The organism is Sphingobium sp., assembly GCF_048594625.1.
Taxonomy (GTDB): domain Bacteria; phylum Pseudomonadota; class Alphaproteobacteria; order Sphingomonadales; family Sphingomonadaceae; genus Sphingobium.
Genome location: NZ_JBMDWL010000049.1, coordinates 1 through 18,914 on the forward strand (window position 1 = coordinate 1; position 18,914 = coordinate 18,914).

The 18,914-nt window shown below is 64.2% G+C and carries 20 protein-coding genes and 1 tRNA gene; 13 read left to right on the forward strand and 8 right to left on the reverse strand.

Going from position 1 to position 18,914, the window contains the following annotated elements; genetic code table 11:
- Nucleotides 1-638 (forward strand): aspartate/glutamate racemase family protein (locus ACOJSJ_RS06405; protein WP_420144159.1); only part of this gene is annotated, 638 nt, incomplete at its 5' end.
- Between the two features lie 116 nt (nt 639-754).
- Here the strand turns inward: ACOJSJ_RS06405 and ACOJSJ_RS06410 are convergent.
- The 4 genes from ACOJSJ_RS06410 to ACOJSJ_RS06425 form a co-directional block, all read right to left on the reverse strand.
- Complete coding sequence (locus ACOJSJ_RS06410) at nt 755-1,498, reverse strand: FadR/GntR family transcriptional regulator (RefSeq protein WP_420144160.1); 744 nt, start codon at nt 1,496-1,498, stop codon at nt 755-757.
- A 16-nt stretch (nt 1,499-1,514) separates the two neighbouring features.
- Complete coding sequence (locus ACOJSJ_RS06415; protein WP_420144161.1) at nt 1,515-2,438, reverse strand: Gfo/Idh/MocA family protein; 924 nt, start codon at nt 2,436-2,438, stop codon at nt 1,515-1,517.
- A complete protein-coding gene (locus tag ACOJSJ_RS06420; protein WP_420144162.1) occupies nt 2,435-4,012 on the reverse strand; it encodes an aldehyde dehydrogenase (NADP(+)) in 1,578 nt (525 codons plus the stop codon). The genes ACOJSJ_RS06415 and ACOJSJ_RS06420 overlap by 4 nt, the downstream gene beginning before the upstream one ends.
- A gap of 140 nt (nt 4,013-4,152) precedes the next feature.
- Nucleotides 4,153-5,955: an IlvD/Edd family dehydratase gene (locus tag ACOJSJ_RS06425; RefSeq protein WP_420144163.1), complete on the reverse strand. Its 1,803-nt coding sequence runs from the start codon at nt 5,953-5,955 to the stop codon at nt 4,153-4,155.
- 137 nt (nt 5,956-6,092) lie between these two features.
- Between ACOJSJ_RS06425 and ACOJSJ_RS06430 the strand changes: the two genes are divergently transcribed.
- Together ACOJSJ_RS06430 and ACOJSJ_RS06435 are read left to right on the forward strand one after the other, a co-directional pair.
- Nucleotides 6,093-6,998 carry a 2-dehydro-3-deoxygalactonokinase gene (locus tag ACOJSJ_RS06430; protein WP_420144164.1) on the forward strand — a complete coding sequence of 302 codons (906 nt, stop codon included), beginning with the start codon at nt 6,093-6,095 and terminating at the stop codon, nt 6,996-6,998.
- Nucleotides 6,995-7,627: a 2-dehydro-3-deoxy-6-phosphogalactonate aldolase gene (locus ACOJSJ_RS06435; protein WP_420144165.1), complete on the forward strand. Its 633-nt coding sequence runs from the start codon at nt 6,995-6,997 to the stop codon at nt 7,625-7,627. The genes ACOJSJ_RS06430 and ACOJSJ_RS06435 overlap by 4 nt, the downstream gene beginning before the upstream one ends.
- Nucleotides 7,628-7,631: 4 nt before the next feature.
- Here ACOJSJ_RS06435 and ACOJSJ_RS06440 read toward each other — a convergent pair whose 3' ends face one another.
- Nucleotides 7,632-9,623 (reverse strand): ATP-binding protein, encoded by a 1,992-nt coding sequence (locus tag ACOJSJ_RS06440; protein WP_420144166.1) that lies wholly within the window; start codon nt 9,621-9,623, stop codon nt 7,632-7,634.
- A gap of 200 nt (nt 9,624-9,823) precedes the next feature.
- On the opposite strand from ACOJSJ_RS06440, the gene ACOJSJ_RS06445 reads away from it, so the two are divergent.
- The 4 genes from ACOJSJ_RS06445 to rpsI all read left to right on the forward strand — a co-directional run bounded on the left by ACOJSJ_RS06445 (nt 9,824) and on the right by rpsI (nt 12,808).
- Nucleotides 9,824-10,870: a COX15/CtaA family protein gene (locus tag ACOJSJ_RS06445; protein ID WP_420144167.1), complete on the forward strand. Its 1,047-nt coding sequence runs from the start codon at nt 9,824-9,826 to the stop codon at nt 10,868-10,870.
- Between the two features lie 5 nt (nt 10,871-10,875).
- Nucleotides 10,876-11,655 (forward strand): hypothetical protein, encoded by a 780-nt coding sequence (locus ACOJSJ_RS06450; RefSeq protein ID WP_420144176.1) that lies wholly within the window; start codon nt 10,876-10,878, stop codon nt 11,653-11,655.
- Between the two features lie 134 nt (nt 11,656-11,789).
- The gene (gene rplM, locus ACOJSJ_RS06455; protein ID WP_084438944.1) at nt 11,790-12,269 is read left to right on the forward strand and encodes a 50S ribosomal protein L13; all 480 of its coding nucleotides are present in this window, start codon (nt 11,790-11,792) and stop codon (nt 12,267-12,269) included.
- Complete coding sequence (gene rpsI, locus ACOJSJ_RS06460) at nt 12,269-12,808, forward strand: 30S ribosomal protein S9 (RefSeq protein ID WP_420144168.1); 540 nt, start codon at nt 12,269-12,271, stop codon at nt 12,806-12,808. Before rplM ends, rpsI begins: the two co-directional genes overlap by 1 nt.
- Before the next feature lie 156 nt (nt 12,809-12,964).
- Here the strand turns inward: rpsI and ACOJSJ_RS06465 are convergent, their stop codons facing one another.
- Entirely contained in the window at nt 12,965-13,861 is an 897-nt protein-coding gene (locus ACOJSJ_RS06465) for a diacylglycerol/lipid kinase family protein (RefSeq protein ID WP_420144169.1), read from the reverse strand.
- A 70-nt stretch (nt 13,862-13,931) separates the two neighbouring features.
- Here ACOJSJ_RS06465 and ACOJSJ_RS06470 point away from each other — a divergent pair, with 70 nt between their 5' ends.
- Nucleotides 13,932-14,801 carry a metallophosphoesterase family protein gene (locus ACOJSJ_RS06470; protein ID WP_420144170.1) on the forward strand — a complete coding sequence of 290 codons (870 nt, stop codon included), beginning with the start codon at nt 13,932-13,934 and terminating at the stop codon, nt 14,799-14,801.
- Between the two features lie 256 nt (nt 14,802-15,057).
- Here the strand turns inward: ACOJSJ_RS06470 and ACOJSJ_RS06475 are convergent, their stop codons facing one another.
- On the reverse strand, nt 15,058-15,909 hold the full coding sequence (locus ACOJSJ_RS06475) for a class I SAM-dependent methyltransferase (protein ID WP_420144171.1): 852 nt from the start codon (nt 15,907-15,909) through the stop codon (nt 15,058-15,060).
- Nucleotides 15,910-15,950: 41 nt separating this feature from the next.
- On the opposite strand from ACOJSJ_RS06475, the gene ACOJSJ_RS06480 reads away from it, so the two are divergent.
- The 5 genes from ACOJSJ_RS06480 (at nt 15,951) to ACOJSJ_RS06500 (ending at nt 18,446) form a co-directional block, all read left to right on the forward strand.
- Nucleotides 15,951-16,694 carry a double zinc ribbon domain-containing protein gene (locus ACOJSJ_RS06480; RefSeq protein WP_420144172.1) on the forward strand — a complete coding sequence of 248 codons (744 nt, stop codon included), beginning with the start codon at nt 15,951-15,953 and terminating at the stop codon, nt 16,692-16,694.
- A 54-nt stretch (nt 16,695-16,748) separates the two neighbouring features.
- Nucleotides 16,749-17,006, forward strand: a complete 258-nt coding sequence (grxC, locus tag ACOJSJ_RS06485; RefSeq protein ID WP_420144173.1) for a glutaredoxin 3 — start codon at nt 16,749-16,751, stop codon at nt 17,004-17,006.
- Nucleotides 17,007-17,023: 17 nt separating this feature from the next.
- On the forward strand, nt 17,024-17,854 hold the full coding sequence (locus ACOJSJ_RS06490) for a carbon-nitrogen hydrolase family protein (RefSeq protein WP_420144177.1): 831 nt from the start codon (nt 17,024-17,026) through the stop codon (nt 17,852-17,854).
- Entirely contained in the window at nt 17,851-18,324 is a 474-nt protein-coding gene (locus ACOJSJ_RS06495) for a DUF1178 family protein (RefSeq protein ID WP_420144174.1), read from the forward strand. Before ACOJSJ_RS06490 ends, ACOJSJ_RS06495 begins: the two co-directional genes overlap by 4 nt.
- Before the next feature lie 45 nt (nt 18,325-18,369).
- A tRNA-Arg gene (locus ACOJSJ_RS06500) sits at nt 18,370-18,446 on the forward strand.
- A 161-nt stretch (nt 18,447-18,607) separates the two neighbouring features.
- On the opposite strand, the gene ACOJSJ_RS06505 is transcribed toward ACOJSJ_RS06500, so the two are convergent.
- Nucleotides 18,608-18,914 (reverse strand): CorA family divalent cation transporter (locus ACOJSJ_RS06505; protein ID WP_420144175.1); only part of this gene is annotated, 307 nt, incomplete at its 5' end.

Below are 18,914 nucleotides of genomic sequence, written 5' to 3' on the forward strand. Positions count from 1 at the left end.
ATTATGAGATCATCAATCAGGCGGTGCATCGCGCGCTGGGCGGTCAGCATAGCGCGCCGCTGCTGATCGACAGCCTCGATTTCGCCGAAGTCGCCCGCTGCGCCACGCAGCAGGACTGGGACTGCGCGGGTGGCCAGCTAATCGCCGCCGCGCGTCGGCTGGAACAGGCGGGCGCGGGCAGCATCCTCATCTGCGCCAATTCGATGCACCGCGTATATGAAGAAATACAGGCTCAGGTGGGAATCCCCATCATCCATATCGCCGAAGTGGTGGGCGACCGCATGCAGGCCGACGGGATCGAAAAAGCCGCGCTGATCGGCACCCGCAATGTCATGACCGAAAAATTCTATCGCCAGCGGCTTGTCGCCCATGGCGTGTCGCTGATCCCCGCCGACATGGAACTGGCGGAACGGATCGACCGCATCGTCTATGACGAACTGACCGTGGGGAAAGTCAGCAAGGAATCCGAACGTTATATGAAGTCGGAACTGACCGACATTGCGAAGGAAGATGTGCAGGCGGTCGTGCTGGCCTGCACCGAACTGGAACGGATCGTCGATGTGCGTGCGAATGTGCTGCCCATCTACGACTGCACCAGTATCCACGCCATGGCGGGCGTCGATTTCATATTGGGGTAGGGGAACGCAAAACCCCTGTCAGTCCGTTCGCGCAGAGCTTTCCAAAGGGCTGTCTTGTCCTGAAGACAGGGGCAGAATCTCGACAGATCCAAACCAACCGGGACGGGAGAGGCCTTTCAGCCGCCCGGCTCGTTAAGCGCGATATCCATGTCGCCCAGCGCCAGTCGCAGCAGTTCCGCCATGGCATCGCGCGCCGCCGCCGTATCGCGTGCGGCGATGGCCTGAAACACGGCATGATGATCGGGCAGGGGATCGCGCGGTAACAGCCGCTTGCGATGTTTGAAGGTGGTGGTCCAGCTGACCGCCGCACCGACCGAGCTGGCCAGCGCTTCCAATGCGTCATTATGGGTGGCGGCAAGGATGGCATGGTGGAACCGCTGGTCGGCGGCCCGGCCATCGGGCGTCGACAGGCCGAACCGGCCCATGTCGGCCAGCGCTGCCTTCATCGTTGCAATCTGATCTTCGGTGCGGCGGCGCGCGGCAAATTCGGCAGCGGCCGGTTCGATGACCCCGCGCAGTTCGAACAGGTCGCGAATGAAGTCCGCATCGGGTTCCCCGGCGAACATCCATGCCAGCATTTCGGGGTCCAGCACGTTCCAGCGCGCGCGGGGCAGGACACGGGTCCCGGCCTTGGGGCGGCTTTCCAACATGCCTTTGGCGATCAGGATACGCACGGCTTCACGATAGGCGGTGCGTGATACGCCCAGCCGTTCCGATGCCTCGATCTCGCCTTCGAACAGGTCGCCGGGCTTGTGTTTCCCGGTGAGTATAGCGGTGCCCAGATCGCGGGCGATCGCCTGATGGATGCGGAGCGTGCCTTCGTCCGATCCGAACGGTCCGTCCTGTCGCACGCTCCCCATGCCTTTTCCTCTTATGTTAGTCCTCGAACACAGCCGTAGGACAATGCCGTCCGCAAAGGAAGGCATCCGCCACCAGACGCAGCGGCGCGGTGTCCGCGTCGATGGCCTTGTCCGCCACCAGTCCGACGAAACGCTGGTACATGGACGGATATTCCTCGTCCGGCGCCTTCATCTGCACTTCGCCGTCCAGGCGCAGCGTATTGCCGCCTTCGGACAGGAGCAGGCTGCCTTGGTCGGTTTCGACCGCGATGTCCCAGGTCTGTGGACCCGTCTGACGCCAGTCGAACACGGTGTCGATCGCCGCGCCCGATGCCGTCGCCATGGTCAGCGTCGCGCCGATCGGCGCCTGCTTGTTCGACGGCACTTCCAGCTGGGCGGACAGCACGGTGATCGGTTCGCTGACGATCTCGGTCAGGATCGACAGGGCGTTGATGCCCGGATCGAATACGCCAAAACCACCCGCTTCCCATATCCAGGGCTGGCCCGGATGCCAGTGGCGAACATCCTCGCGCCACTGAATGTCGATGCGTTCGACCTTGCGCTCCGCGATCCATGCCTTGGCCTGCGTCACGGCGGCGGCATAGCGGCTGTGCCAGCTGGCGTAGAGTGTCACCCCCTGCGCCTTGGCGAGCGCGGTCAGCGCCTCCACTTCGGACACGGTCGCGCCCGGCGGCTTTTCCAGAAACACATGCTTGCCCGCCAGCAGCGCCTGCCGCGCCGCCTGATAACGGACCTGCGGCGGCTGGCACAGGATGACGGCATCCAGATCCGGTTCGCCCGCCAGCATCGCGCCGAGGTCGGGGTAATTATTCACCCCTTCGCCCTGCGCGTTGCGGCTGGCGACGGCCACCAGCTCTATGCCGGCGATCTTTTCGATCGCCGGCAGGTGCTGGTCGCGCGCGATCTTGCCGAGGCCGACGAGACCGGCGCGGATCGTCATGCAGCGACTTCCAGCTTGCCTTCCATGCGGCGCGTCAGGCCCCAGGGATTGGCGTCCTGAAGCGCGGCGGGCAGCAGCGCATCGGGCACGTCCTGATAGCAGACGGGACGCAGGAAACGCATCATCGCCAGCGTACCGACCGAGGTCGAACGACCATCGGCGGTCGACGGGAAGGGACCGCCATGGACCATCGCATGGGTCACTTCGACGCCGGTGGGCCAGCCGTTGGTCAGGATGCGGCCGACCTTGCGGGACAGGGTGGGCAGCAGCTTGGCGGCATCGCCTTCGTCGCCTTCGCCGATATGCAGCGTCGCGGTCAGCTGCCCTTCCAGACCGGCGATGGTCGCGATGACCTCTTCGATGCTGGAGCAGCGGATGAGGACGGAGGACGAACCGAACACTTCTTCGGCCAGCACGGGGTTGGACGCGAAGGTCGCGCTGTCGGTCGAGAAGAAGGCGGCCTGACCGCGGTTCACGCCTTCGGGGTCGGTGCCACGGGCAACGGTGGTGACGCCATCGGCGCCGACCAGAGCGGCGACGCCCTTTTCATAGGCGTCGTGGATGCCCGGCGTCAGCATGACCTGCGGCGCGGCGCCCGACAGGGCGGCGGCGGCCGATGCGACGAACGTGTCGAGATCCGGACCGTCGAGCGCGATGACCAGACCGGGGTTGGTGCAGAACTGGCCCGAACCCATGGTCAGCGATCCGACGAAGGCGGTGCCGAGCGCTTCGGCCTTTGCCGCCAGCACGCCGGGCAGCAGCACGACCGGGTTGATCGACGACATTTCGGCATAGACCGGGATCGGCTCGGCGCGTTCGGCCGCGATCTTCATCAACGCCGTGCCGCCACCGCGCGAACCGGTGAAGCCAACGGCCTTGATGCGATGGTCGGCGACCAGCGAGCTGCCCAGCGCGCGGTTGGCGCCCGGCAGGTAGGAAAAGACGCCTTCATGCAGGCCGCATGCCTTGACCGCTGCCTGAATGGCGCGGGCGACCAGTTCGCCGGTTCCGGGGTGGGCGCTGTGACCCTTGACGACGACGGGCGAACCGGCGGCGAAGGCCGCGGCGGTGTCACCACCCGCGACCGAGAAGGCTAGCGGGAAGTTGGACGCGCCGAACACGGCAACGGGGCCGACCGAATGGTTGACGCGGCGCAGGTCTGCGCGCGGCAGCGGGGCGCGGTCCGGCAGCGCCTTGTCGATGGTGGCGTCTAGCCAGTCGCCCAGGCGCACATAGGATGCGAACAGGCGCAGCTGGCCGACGGTGCGGCCGCGTTCGCCTTCCAGGCGGGCGCGGGGCAGGCCGGTTTCGGCCATGGCGGTTTCGATGAGCAGATCGCCGATGGCGACGATGTTGTCGGCCACGGTTTCCATGAAGGTTGCGCGCGCGTCGGGCGACAGGGTTGAAAAGCTTTCGAACGCGGCGTCGGCCAGCGCGGCTGCTTCCTCGACTTCGGCGGGCATGGCGCTGGAGAAGGCGACGTCGCCCTTTTCGCCGGTTGCCGGGTTGATGGCGTAGAAGGGATCGCCGCCGGTGCGCTCGTTCGCGCCGATAAGGATGGCTCCGTTGAACATGGTCGTTCTCCTGAAGGGGGGCTTTGGGGATTAATCGATCATGCCGCAGCTATCTGACGCTTTTGCGGCATGCATGATGCTGAAAATGCAAGGACAAGGGCGGCCCCCAGATGGAGAGCCGCCCCATGCTTTTCAATGGATCAGTGGTTGTCGCGCGGCAGGCCCATGGTCTGGGCGATGCGCTGATATTTTTCCGCGCCTTCCAGAATCGCACCGGTATTCATCTGGCCGACGACCGAACGCTGGATTTCCTGCCACGGCGTCTGCGATGCGGGATATTTGAACCCGCCTTCCGCGACCAGCTTGGCGCGGCGTGCTTCCAGTTCCTCGTCGGAAATGAGGACGTTCACGACACCCTTTTTCAGGTCCATGCGGACGCGATCGCCGGTTTCCAGTAACGCAAGGCCGCCCATCGCCGCCGCTTCGGGCGATGCGTTCAGGATCGACGGGCTGCCCGACGTGCCCGACTGGCGACCATCGCCGATGCAGGGCAGGGCGGACACGCCTTCGGTGATCAGATAGGCGGGCGGACGCATGTTCACGACCTCGGCCGCACCCGGATAACCGATCGGGCCGGCGCCGCGCATGAACAGCAGCGTATCGGGGGTGATGCCGACCGACGGATCGTCGATGCGGTGGTGGTAATCTTCCGGACCGTCGAACACGACTGCCGGGCCTTCGAAGGCTTCGGGATCGTCGGGGTTCGACAGATAGCGATCGCGGAACTCGTCGCTGATGACGCTGGTCTTCATCACGGCGGCATCGAACAGGTTGCCCGACAGGACAAGGAAGCCAGCCTCTTCCTTCAGCGGCTGGTTGAACGGGCGGATGACCTTTTCATCTTCGATCTCCACGCCCTTGCAATTTTCGCCCATGGTCTTGCCATTGACGGTCATCGCGCCTTCCTTGATCAGTCCCTGATCGATCAGCTGGCTGATGACGGCCGGCAGGCCGCCCGCGCGATAATAATCTTCGCCCAGATATTCGCCGGCGGGCTGCATGTTGACCAGCAGCGGCACCTTGTGACCGACGGTTTCCCAATCCTTGAGCGGCAGGTCTACGCCCATGTGGCGGGCGATGGCGGTCAGATGGATCGGCGCGTTGGTCGAACCGCCGATCGCCGAATTGGCGACGATGGCGTTGTGGAACGCGTCCAGCGTCATGATGTCGGACGGCTTCAGGTCTTCATGCACCATTTCCACGATGCGCTTGCCGGTGCGATAGGCCGCTTCCTGACGATCGCGATAGGGGGCCGGGATAGCCGCGCTGCCCGGCAGCATCATGCCCAGCGCTTCGGCCAGCGCATTCATGGTGCTGGCGGTGCCCATGGTGTTGCAGAAGCCGGTCGACGGCGCCGATGACGCAACCAGCTTGATGAAGCCTTCGTCATCGATCTTGCCTGCGGCCAGCAGCTGGCGACCATGCCATACGATGGTGCCCGAACCGGTGCGCTCGCCCTTGTGCCAGCCATTGAGCATCGGGCCGACCGACAGGGCGATGGCGGGGATGTTGACGGTGGCGGCGGCCATCAGCAGCGCCGGGGTGGTCTTGTCGCAACCGCTGGTCAGGATCACGCCGTCGAGCGGGTAGCCATACATGGCTTCGACCAGACCGAGATAGGCGAGGTTGCGGTCAAGGCCCGCGGTCGGACGCTTGCCGGTTTCCTGAATCGGATGAACCGGAAATTCCAGCGCGATGCCGCCCATTTCGCGGATGCCTTCGCGCATGCGCTCTGCCAGCACGAGGTGATGGCGGTTGCACGGCGACAGGTCGCTGCCGGTCTGGGCGATGCCGATGATCGGCTTGCCACTGCGCAGTTCTTCAAGGCTGAGGCCAAAATTCAGGTAACGCTCCAGATAGAGCGAGGTCATGTCGATATTATCGGGATTGTCGAACCATGCGCGGCTGCGCAGCTTCGGGGCAGTTTTCGGCGAATCGCTCATTGGGCATCCTGACGCAAAAATAGGGCGTGGCGCGTTGACGCGCTCGCCCTTCTGATATACTCAGACAAATAACATTTCAAGCACCCGAAGTGGGATAATGTGAGCGCTAACATAAATATTTTAGTGGGGATGTGCCGGTGACGAATTATTCGGTTATCGGCGATTGGGGCACCACCAGGCTCCGTCTGTTCCGGATTGAAAATGGCGTGATCGCAGCCCGGCGCGACGGGCCGGGCATCGGCGCCGTCGGGCGTGAAGCGGAAGGCGCTTTTGCCGAAACCATTGCGCCATGGCTGGCCGATGGCATGCCGCAGTCCATCACCCTGTGCGGCATGGTTGGTGCGCGGGACGGCTGGATGGAGGCGCCCTATGCCGATTGCTCTGCCGATGTTCAGGACTGGCGCGAAGTCGCGGTGCGGTTCGAATGGCGCGGCGTACCGTTCGCCATCATGGCCGGGCTGGCCTGTGAGGACGCCGATGGCATTCCCGATGTCATGCGGGGTGAAGAAACGCAGATATTCGGCGCACTGGCGCGCGATCCTGCGCTGGCGGCCGGGCGCCATCTGATCGTCCTGCCCGGCACCCATAATAAATGGTCGCTGGTGGAGGATGGCCGGATCGTCGCCTTCCGCACCATGCCGACGGGTGAGCTGTTCGCGTTATTGCGTGACCGTTCGACCCTGGGGCCAAAGACCGACGTGACAGATGCGGCCGAAGAAGCCGCCGGTTTTGCCGAAGGGCTTGAACGGGCGAACGAGGCCGGATTGTTGCAGTCGCTGTTCGCGGCGCGGACCATGCGGTTGCGCAAGGGGAAATCGCCCGACTGGGCGCTGGGCTATCTGTCCGGTTTGCTGATCGGATGCGAAATAGCGGAAATCAGGACGACGCTGACCGGTACGGACAGCGTCGTCCTGATTGGTGATAAACGACTTTCGGCCCGCTATGCGCAGGCGCTGGAAGCGCAGGGCATCGCATCGCATGCGATGGATGGCGATGGCTGCGCATTGGCGGGCCTTGGTTTCATGGGAGAAGTGACGGCATGACCCTCGACGAATTGCTGGCCGACGGCGCGCCGCCGGTCTGCGCGATCCTGCGCGGCATCAAGCCCGAAGAGGCGATCGACGTCAGCGCGGTGCTGATCGAAGCGGGAATCCGCATTTTGGAAGTGCCGTTCAATTCGCCCGAACCGCTCAAGAGCATCGCTGCAATGCAGGCCGAATTTTGTGACCGAGCGCTGATCGGCGGGGGCACCGTTCTGAGCGTGGCGGCAGTTGAAGATCTGCACGCGGCTGGCGGGCGCATCATGGTGACGCCCAACACAAATCCGGCCGTCATCGCGCGTGGCGCAGAATTGGGGTTGGAACTTCTGCCCGGTTTCATGACCCCCAGCGAAGCCTTCGCCGCCGTCGCGGCCGGGGCGAAGCGGATCAAATTATTCCCGGCGGCGCAGCTGGGCGCGCCCTATATCAAGGCAATCAAGGACGTGCTGCCCAAGCATGTCGGCGTCTGGGCCGTGGGTGGCACCGGGGCGGATACGATCGGTCAGTGGCTGGCCGCCGGATGCGAAGGCATCGGGGTTGGCGGCGCGCTCTATAAGCCCGGCGACGATGCCGCGACAGTGGGCCAGCGCGGGCGCGATCTGTTTAATGCGTGGAAGGCGATCAAAGCCTGATCGTTCAGGCGACGCCTTCCGTTCGTTGCTCCGCCCGGTCCAGCACCTCCCGCACCTTGGCGGCGAGGTCGCGATAGCCAAAAGGCTTGGTCAACAGGTCTATGCCCGCATCGAGGCGACCGTCATGGACGATGGCGTCGCGGGCATAGCCGGTGGTGAACAGGGTCTTGAGGCCCGGTCGATGCGTCCGGGCGGCGGCGGCCAGATCGGCCCCGGTCATGCCGCCCGGCAGCACGACGTCCGTGAAGAGCAGATCGACCGGACGATCGGCAGTGTCCAGCGCGGCCAGCGCGGTCGGGCCGTCCTGCGCAGCGATGACATGATAGCCAAGGTCGCGCAGCACTTCGAGCGAGTAGGCGCGAACATTATCGTCATCCTCGCACAGGAGGATCGTTTCGCTGCCGTGCATCGGCGTGGCGGGCGCGGCATCCTGCGCGTCGTTCGCGGCGACCTTTCCATGATGGCGCGGCAGATATAGCTGGATATGCGTACCCTGACCGGGTTGAGACTGAACCCGCATATGGCCGCCTGACTGTTTGATGAAGCCATAGACCATCGACAGGCCAAGGCCTGTGCCGCGCCCGACTTCCTTCGTAGTGAAAAATGGCTCTATCGCCTGCGCCAGCGTATCGGCATCCATGCCTTCGCCGGTATCGGATACGTTGATCACTACATAGGCGCCCGGCTTCATGTCGCCATCCCGCGCGGCCTGTTCGCCATCGACGTCGACATTGGCGACATCGATGGTCAGCGTACCGCCTGTCGGCATGGCATCGCGCGCGTTGACCGCCAGATTGATCAGCGCATTTTCCATCTGGTTGACGTCAACCTCGATCGGCCATGCATCCGGGGCATCAATCGTGCGGACGGCGATGGTTTCGCCTAATGTGCGGTGCAGCAGTTCCGACATGCCGGCGACCAGCCGATTGGGATCGGCCGGTCGCGGATCGAGCGGCTGGCGACGGGAAAAGGCGAGCAGGCGTTGCGTCAATATGGCTGCCCGCTCCGCACCGGCTGCCGCCCGACCGACCATGCGCTGCAATCGGGTATCGTCGGCGGGCAGGGCGCGTTGCAACAGGTCCAGATTGCCGGTCACGATCTGAAGCAGATTATTGAAGTCGTGAGCCACCCCGCCTGTCAATTGGCCCAGCGTTTCCATCTTTTGGGCCTGACGCAGCGCCGCTTCGGTATCGGTGAGTGCGCGAGCACGAGCGCGTTGTTCGGTAACGTCGCGGGCAACGCAATAGATCAGCTCGCCTTCGGGCACCGCGGTCCAGCTGAATGTGCGATAGCTGCCGTCTTTGGCGCGGAACCGGTTGTCGAACCGCATGACCGTTTCGCCATGGGCCAGATCGTCGATGCGATCACGGGTCGGGCGGACATCGTCGGGATGTTCCATCCATTGCGACGTACGGCCGATCAGTTCAGCTTCGCTCCATCCCAATATGTCGGTCCACGCGGGGCTGACGGCCAGCCATGTCCCGGCCGTATCGGCGATCAGGAAAGGATCGCGGGCCAGCGCCCATAATCGGTTGCGATCGGCCAGCATCGCCCGTTCCGCCAGCACCCGCTGTGTCGTTTCGTTGACGATGCACAATATGCCGCCGATCGATCCGTCGGCCTCATAAACGGGGGAATAGGAGATGTCGAAATAGACGTTCTCGCCCTTGCCGCCGTCTCGTTCGATGTAAAAGGGGCGGTCCTTGGCATGCACGGTTTCGCCTGTTTCGCGCACCGATTGCAGCAACGGGCCAAGGTCGTCCCATAATTCGGACCAGCCCTCCGACGCCGGGCGGCCCAGCACGCGGGGATGCTTGTCGCCGATCGTGGGAACATAGGTTTCGTTATAAAGGGCGCAGAATTGCGGCCCCCAGAACAGCACGATCTCCGCCTTGGACGATAGCATGAGCCGAACCGTCGATATGAGCGCGGGGGACCAGCATTCGACCGGGCCGAGCGGCGATCCGTTGTCCAGCCGCGCGGTGAGGGCGCCCATGGGCCCCTGTGTTGCGATCATTGCGGCGATGCCTGTTGGTGCGGCAGTCATGACCAGTCCCTGCATCGGTCCAAGTTGGTTGGATACGCCCCGTCAGGCGATTTGTTTCATCGACATTGCCAGTGGCCGGGGCAATTTGTCCATGCCCATATGGGCGGCAACAGCTTGAAAAGGGTCGTGCATGGGGGCATGGACCGGGGATGACAGCTTCCGCACTTTCCAGCGTTCATCACAAGGGCGGTCCGCGCCCGGTCACCATAGCCCGATGGTTGCTGATCGTTGCCTTTCTGGTGTTTTGCATGGTGGTCGTGGGGGGCATAACCCGCCTGACGGAATCCGGCCTGTCGATCACCCAGTGGAAGCCGATTACGGGCGCCATTCCGCCGCTGACCCACGATCAGTGGATGGAGGCGTTTCGCCTTTACCAACAGATCCCCGAATATCAGCAATTGCGTCAGGGCATGACGCTGTCCGATTTCCAGTTCATCTTTTTCTGGGAATGGCTGCACCGTTTGCTAGGGCGGCTGATCGGCGTGGCCTTCGCATTGCCGCTTGTCTGGTTTGCCGTTCGGCGCGCCATTCCTGCGGGTTATGGCTGGCGCCTGGTCGCTTTGCTGGCGCTGGGCGGATTGCAGGGGGCGATTGGCTGGTGGATGGTGAAATCCGGTCTGTCGGTACGCACCGATGTCAGCCATTACCGGCTTGCGGTGCATTTGTTGACGGCGCTGTTCATCATCGGCGGCCTGATCTGGACGGCGCTCGACCTTATGGCGCTGGTCCGGTCGACCGATGCCCGGCCCGCAAAATTGCGCCCCTTTGCATGTGTGGTGCTTCTGATCCTGATGGTTCAACTGATGCTGGGCGCGTTCACGGCCGGGCTGGATGCCGGTTATGTGTCGAACAGCTGGCCGTTGATGAATGACCATCTGGTGCCTGAGGGGATCACATGGCTGGGTTCGCTCTGGGCGACCGTTTCCAGCGACCCTTATCTGGTGCATTTTCTGCATCGCTGGTGGGCGTGGGTTGCCGCCGTGGCGCTGATCCTGCTGGCGCGCCGGGCGAAGCAGGCCGGGTGTCGTGGCGCTTCGATTGCGATCAACGCCGCGCTGGGAACGCAGATCGTCCTTGGCATCGCCACGGTCATCAGCGGCATCGCATTTCCGCTGGCGGTGCTGCATCAGGCGGTAGGCGCACTGGTCGTGACTGCCGCAGCCTGGGGCGCGCACGCCGTGGGTATCCGTCGTTGAAGCGGATGCTTGCAGCAGCGATCCTGTGCATCGCGTCACCGACCGGCGCGCAGAGCGTCGCCATACCTTTCTCTCCGCCGGTGGGCCGTCCCCTGATCTACCGCATCGAACAGCATCGGCCGGTCGATGGCGTCGCCCGCATGTTCAGCGCCACGCGCGACCTGCGGTTCGAGCGGGCAGGGGACGGCTATATCCTCCACGCCACGCTACGCGGCATCGACAGCGATGCGCCGGGGGCGGGAGCGGAATCCTATCGTGCGGCGCTGACGCCAATGATCGGTATCGAACTGCAATTTCGCCTGAATGCACAGGGGAAGATCGTCGGGATCGACGATCAGGATGCCGTGTGGGCAAGGCTTCAGGCAGGCATCACCGCGATGTTGCAGCAATTCACGCCGGGCTCGCCACGACACAAGGCCGCGTTGAATGTGCAGACTCTCCTTTCCAGCCTGACGCCCGATGGCCGGCTGGCGTTGCTGGCGGGGGAAATGCAGCCGCTGTTCCTGTTTTCAGGAAGCGCGGTCGAAGGTGGTGAGGGGCGGGGACTGCGCACCGTAGCCGGATCGCCGCTGGGGCGGCCGGTCCCTGTCGAAGGGACGCTGCGTGTCGTGGAACAATCGACCGACGCGCTGGATCTGGAGGAAAAGCTGGCGGGCGATGGCGTGCAGGTCAGTATCGCCTATCATCTGTCGCGCAGCAGCGGCCTCATCGAAAGCCAGCGTCGCGATCTTGCGGTGAAGGCACAGGCATTGACGGAAACGCGGTCGCTGACACCTGTGCCTTAGCCACGGTATTATTTTACCCGTTGCGAAAAGCCCCGAATCTCTTGACTTGAACGCCCATAGTCGTCATTAGCGCCCCACTTCCGGGCGTCGGCAACGGCGTCCGGTTTCATTTTTCATTCTGGAGTATTGGCACCATGAAGGCGCTGATGAAGACCACCAAGCCGGCGACCCCGGCAACGGTCGAAAAGAAGTGGATCCTGATCGACGCGGAAGGTCTCGTCGTCGGCCGCCTCGCATCGACCGTCGCGAACATCCTTCGCGGCAAGCACAAGACCAGCTTCACGCCCCACGTCGATTGCGGTGATAATGTCATCATCATCAACGCTGGCAAGGTGAAGTTCACCGGTCGCAAGCTGACCGACAAGGTGTACTACAAGCACACCGGCTATGCCGGCGGCATCAAGGAAACCACCCCCCAGAAGATCCTGGAAGGTCGTTTCCCTGAGCGCGTCCTGGAAAAGGCCGTCGAGCGTATGATCCCCCGCGGTCCGCTGGGCCGTCAGCAGATGCGCAACCTGCGTATCTTCGCTGGTGCCGAACACGCCCATGAAGCCCAGAACCCCGAAGTGCTCGATTTCGCGTCGCGCAACCGCAAGAACAAGGTGGGTGCATAATGTCCGATAACCGCCAGTCCCTGTCCGACCTCGCGTCGCTGACCGCCAACGCCCCCGCTGCCGCCGCTCCGGCCGCTGCCGTGGAAGCTGGCGAAGTCGCTGCTGCTCCGGTTCAGCCCTCGGCTCCGCTGCGCGCTCAGGAAATCGACAGCCTCGGCCGCGCCTATGCCACCGGCCGCCGCAAGGACGCCGTGGCCCGCGTTTGGGTTAAGCCCGGCACCGGCAAGATCACGGTCAACGGCCGCGATCAGGAAGTCTATTTCGCTCGCCCGACCCTGCGTCTGGTCATCAACCAGCCGTTCGGCGTGACCGAACGTGAAGGCCAGTATGACGTGATCGCCACCGTCAAGGGCGGCGGTCTGTCGGGTCAGGCCGGCGCCGTGAAGCACGGCATCGCCCAGGCTCTGTCGAAGTACGAGCCGGCGCTGCGCAGCGCGGTCAAGGCCGAAGGCTTCCTGACCCGCGACAGCCGCGTCGTTGAACGTAAGAAGTATGGCAAGGCGAAGGCCCGCCGCAGCTTCCAGTTCTCGAAGCGCTAAGTTTCTTCGGAAATATCGAAACAGGGGAGGGGCCGGATTTCCGGTCCCTTTTTTGTTGCCTGCGTCAAACAGGGGGCCGTTCGTTTCGAGCGCAGTCGAGAAGCGCCAATGCTGCGCTTCTGGTTTCGCGACACGCTCGAAACGAGCGGATGTGGATCAGTTGTCCGCAGGCACCGCGACCTCCACCGCCCCCGCCGCGATCTTTACCGCGACCGGGGTCTTGGCCAGCACTTCGCCGTCGATGGAAATGCGCTGGCGTGGCTTGGTATCGATCCTGAACGACTGGCCGTGATATTCCTCCGTATGAGAATCGCGGTCGCGTAGCTTGAAGAATTTGGCGTACCAGTCCCACGCAAGTCGCGGCTTGCTGCGACCGACGACCGCCTGAACGACGATTTCCCCGGTATCCACGTCGGCATGGTCGGACAGTTCGACGCCGCCATGATAGGGTCCGTTCAGGATGCGCACCTCCGTCGACCACATGCGCCGTTCCTTCACACCGTCATCGATGGTCAGGCGAAAGGCGCGGAAGCCGACCGAGCATTTGACCGCCCAGATCAGATAGCCGATCCGTCCCAGATAGCGTTTGAGCTTGTGCGGCACCGTCTGTCCGATCATGGGCGACAGGCCTAGGGACGCCGCGTTGACGAAATAGTCCCGGTCGATCATGCCAAGGTCGACGCGGCGGCGCTGGCCGGTGGCGATCGCCTGCACCGCGCCGTCGAGGTCCAGCGGCAGGCCGAGCGTCCGGGCGAAGCTGTTCGCGGTGCCGAGCGGCAACACGCCGAACACGCAATGGCTGCCCACCAGTTCATCGACCGTGCCGGACATGGAGCCATCCCCCCCACCCACGATCACCATCGGAGCGCCGCTGTCGACCGCCTGTTTGACGGTGGCGGCCATCTGTTCGGGGTCTTGCACGGCATGGGCGGCGATCAGGCGGATGCCTGCAGCCCCCAGTTTTTCCCTGGCCTGATCGAAATTATCCTGCCCCCGTCGGCTATGGACGTTGACGACGAGGATGGCGTCTTTGGGAAGAGGTTTCGTTTCCATGCCGCAATAACTCTGAAAAAGGGATTCGGGTCCGCAGGGAAACCCGATGCCGTGCAATCGTTACTGTGGCATGGCTCGCATCGCACATCTGTCCGACATTCATTTTGGCGCCAACGACCAGCGGATCGTGGATGCCGCCACCGCATGGCTCGAGGAAAGGCGACCCGATCTGATCGTGATCAGCGGCGACCTGACACAAAGGGCGCGGGTCGACCAGTTCAGGCAGGCGGCGGCGTGGCTTAATCGACTAAGGACGGCGGGGCTGAAGCTGCTGGTCATTCCGGGCAATCATGATGTGCCGCTTTACGATGTGGTGCGGCGCTTCGCCCGGCCGCTGGCGCGTTATAAACGCTATATCAGCAACGACCTCTGTCCCTTTTTTGAGGATGGGGAAGTCGCGATCCTTGGCCTGAACACCGCGCGATCGCTGACGATCAAGGACGGGCGGATCAACCATGATCAGATGGATATGCTGCGCCAGCGGTTCGCGCAGGTCGCGCCGGACAAGACCCGCATCCTGGTGACCCACCATCCGCTCTTTTCCATGCCGATCGGCAAGGGGGGAGAGTTGAGCGAGGCGGTGGGGCGGCATGACGATGCGGTCAAGGCCGCCTGCGAGGCGGGGGTGCATGTGGCGCTGGCCGGGCATTTCCATCGCACCTATGCCGAAGCAGCGCAGAAGATGGTCGAACATAGCGGCGGCGCGCTGGTGATACAGGCGGGCACGGCGACATCGACCCGGTTGCGCAACGATGAGCCGCAAAGTTTCAACTGGCTGCATGTCCGGCGCAATAACGCCATGGAATTGCAGGTGATCGTATGGGACGGGGCGGCATTCCGCCGGGCGAGCCATGTCGATTACAGCCATGACGGCAGAGGGTGGACGGCGCGGGAAATGGACGATCCGCCGACCGTCGGGAACGTGCGACGCAGCGCTTAACTTCGCACATTTCCCGCTAAACTGGATATTTCATTACAATTTTCCGACATCTTATATCAAGATCGGGCATTGGTGGGTCGTATATTATCATGGCGTAGCGGGGTAGGACATGTGGGTGAAATAGCGGTGAGGGTGCCGACCGACACAGTCCGCTTTTTGTAGGGGCATGCCGACGGTGGCGATGGCGCAGGAAACGGATTCCTGCCTGACCTACCATGTCGAATACCCCCCGAAGCGCGGTTGAGGACCGTCGGCGTCAATTCTTCCCCTTCAGCGCCGCCGCCAGCGATACCGTGGCGCTGCCGCGCCGTGCCGGGGCGGCCTGACTGGGGTCGGGTTTCCAGCCCGACAGGTAGATGACGGCCATCTGTTCGGCCGTGCGGCCATCCGGATCGGCGGCCTGCGCGAAATGGGCGGCCGCGCGCATCAGCGTGTCGCGCGTCAGCGCGGGCGAGCGGGTCAACAGCGCATTGCCCGCACCCATGCCGCGCAGGTCGTGCATCAGGCGCACGACGTCGCCATAGCGGATGTTGAGCAGATCGCCGTCCGCCACGGGCATGGTGAAGCCGGCGCGGCTGAGCAGGTCGCCCGCCGAGCGGACATCGACCTGTGGGTGGACATGCTGGCCGGGGCGATCCCCTTCGGCCGAGAGCAGCGCGGATTTGAGCCGGGGGAGGCTGCCCGCGCCCGCAAAAGCGGCGAGCATCAGGCCATCGGGGCGCAGCACGCGCCGCATCAGGATCAGCGCGCCGGGCAGGTCGTTGACGCTGTCCAGCGTGCCGCAGGCGATGATGAGGTCGAAACTGTCGTCGGCAAAAGGCAGGGCGTCTTCATCCGCCTGTACCCCGCCAGCCATTTTCGCGGCGAGAAAGCCGGGATCGGCGCAGGCGACGCGCTTGCCCATCGCCTCCAGCGCGGCCTTTGCGCTGCCGTCGGGGCAGCCGATCAGGAGGACTTCGGGCAGGTCGCGCTGCACATCGTTCAGCCGGTCGAGTAGTTCGTCCAGCATCGCGCGATGCAGAAAGTCATGGTCGGCAAAACGGGGCAGCATGCGATCGCGCTGGCGGGCGCGGCGGGCGCGGTCGAAAATGTCGGGACGGGATTCCATGGCGGGCCTTGTGCATCGGGGGCGAAGCGCGGACAAGGCAGATGATGTCGATCATCCCGCTTCTCAAGGGCGCAGTCCGTCCGGTCGTGAATTATGCATTGCCGCCGCGTTGCCCCGGATGCGGGACCATCGTGGCGGAGGATTTCGCATTCTGCCTGACCTGTTGGGGCGGGATGGCTTTTCTGGGCGAACCCTGTTGCGCGCGGTGCGGCGTGCCATTCCCCCATGACATGGGGGACGGGGCGGAATGCGGCGCATGCATGGCCGACCCGCCGCCATGGGACAGCGCGCGGGCGGTGATGGCCTATGGCGATGTCGCGCGGACGGTGGCGTTGCGGCTGAAATATGGGCGACGGATCGGGCTTGCCCGGCTGATCGCGCGGATGATGCTGCGCCATGTGGGCGATGGCGAAGCGGTGATCGTGCCGGTGCCGCTGCATCGGTGGCGATTGTGGAACCGGGGTTTCAACCAGTCGGCGCTGATCGCCGATCATCTGGGGCGGATGACCGGGTGGCCGGTGGACAAGCATCTGTTGCGGCGGGTGAAACGGACCGCGCCGTTGCGGGGCATGAACACCAAACAGCGGGCGAAGGTGGTGCGGGGCGCCTTCGCCCTGGCGCCGGGGCGACGGCCGGATCTGGCAGGGCGACGGCTGTTGCTGATCGACGATGTGCATACCAGCGGGGCGACGGCGGCGGCCTGTGTGCGGGCGCTGAAGCGCGGCGGCGCGGGCGATGTGCGGCTGCTGTGCTGGGCGCGGGTGCTGCCCGATCATGTCGATTGATTGACAAAGCGCGGCTTTGCCCCAATTTCATGGGAAAAGGAGCTGTTCATCATCATGGCGAAAGTCGAAATCTATACCAAGGACTGGTGCGGTTATTGCGCGCGGGCCAAGGCGCTGCTGACCGACAAGGGCGTGGCGTTCGAGGAATATGACATCAGCATGGGCGGTCCGAAGCGCGAGGAAATGCTGGAACGCGCGCCGGGACGGACGACCGTGCCGCAAATTTTCATCGACGGGGAGCATATCGGCGGCAGCGACGACCTGAGCGCGCTGAACCGCGAGGGCAGGCTGGACGCGTTGCTGGGGCTGTGACGGACGCCGTGAGCCAGATGCGCGCCGCCCTGTTCCAGATGACCAGCGGGGTCGATCCCGCCGTCAATGCGGCCGCCATCGTGGAGATGGTGAAGCGCGCGAAGGGCGAAGGCGCGGACATGCTGTTCACGCCGGAAATGGCGGGATGCCTGGACCGCAACCGGGCGCGCGCGGCGGAGACGTTGCGTGACGAAGCGGGCGACGTCGTGCTGGCGACGGTGCGCGATGCGGCGGCGCGTGAGGGAATGTGGGTGCATATCGGATCGCTGCCGCTAAAGGGCGAGCGGGCCGACGGGCGATGGGCCAATCGCAGTTTCCTGATCGACGATATGGGCGCGATCCGGGCGCGGTACGACAAGATCCACCTGTTCGACGTCGATCTGGCCACCGGCGAAAGCTGGCGCGAATCGTCGGTCTATGGGCCGGGCGAACAGGTGGTCGTGGCCGATACGCCATGGGGGCGGATGGGCTTTTCCATCTGTTACGACATGCGTTTCCCCGACCTGTACCGGGCGATGACCAACGCGGGGGCGACGATATTGCTGGCGCCCGCCGCCTTTACCGTGCCGACGGGGCAGGCGCACTGGCATGTGCTGTTGCGCGCCCGCGCGATCGAGGCGGGATGCTATGTCATCGCCGCCGCGCAGGTGGGCGCCCATGAGGACGGGCGCGTGACCTATGGCCATAGTGTCGCCATCGATCCATGGGGCGAGGTGCTGCTGGACATGGGCGAAACGGCCGGGCTGGGGCTTGCGGACATCGACCTGTCGCGCATAGGGGATGTGCGCGGGCGCGTGCCCGCCATCGCCAATCGCCGTGTGATCCTAAAGGACGTGACTGTTTCGTGATCGTGTTCGATTTGAAATGCGCAGGACAGGGCCATGTGTTCGAAGCATGGTTCGGGTCCAGCGCGGATTATGAAAGCCAGAAGGCGCGCGGGCTGCTGACATGCCCCATGTGCGGCGACGCGGACATCGGCAAGGCGCTGATGGCGCCCGCCGTCGGGGCGAAGGGGACTAGCCGCAGCGAAGTCGCGCCGCGCGAAGAGGCGAGTGCGCCGGTAATGAACGCCGCCGATCAGGCCAAGATGCAGGCACTGGTCGACGCGCTGGCGAGCGCGCAGAAAAAGGCGCTGGAAGGATCGACCTGGGTCGGGCGGGGCTTTGCCGAACAGGCGCGCGCCATGCATTATGGCGAACAGGACCGCACCAGCATCCATGGCGAGGTTGCGCCTGCCGAAGCGAAGGCGCTGATCGCCGAAGGGGTGGAGGTGGCGCCGCTGCCTTTCCCGGTCATTCCCCCGCAGGCGAAGAACTGATCGGCGATTGACCCCGCGCCCGCGCCGCAATAGAGCCGTCGCCGGGTGCCCGTAGCTCAGCAGGATAGAGCATCAGATTCCTAATCTGAGGGCCATGGGTTCGAATCCCGTCGGGCACACCATTTCAGGCATAGCGTTTCAGGCACAGTGTTGCTTTTGCCGCCTGCCGCCTGCCGCCTGCCGCCTGCCGCCTGCCGCCTGCCGCCTGCCGCCTTCGCACGGAGCGAGTGGCGCGGGTGTCAGTCCGGCGTAAGGCCGATTTCGATACTTTTCGTTTGTCCGGTCACAGCCATTTCAGCTTCTTGAAGCGGGTGTAGAGGATGGTGCAGATCACCGCGATCACCCCCAGCACGACCGGATAGCCATAGCGCGTGCGCAGTTCGGGCATATGGTCGAAGTTCATGCCGTAAATGCCCGCGAGTGCCGTCGGCACCGCCAGGATCGCCGCCCATGCGGCGAGTTGGCGGGTGATGTCGCCGGTGCGCTGCTGTTCCAGCAGATTGGACGATTCGAACACGCTGTTCAAAATCTCGCGCAGGTCGTCGACCATCGTCTGCACCCGGCGGACATGATCGCGCACGTCGGCGAAA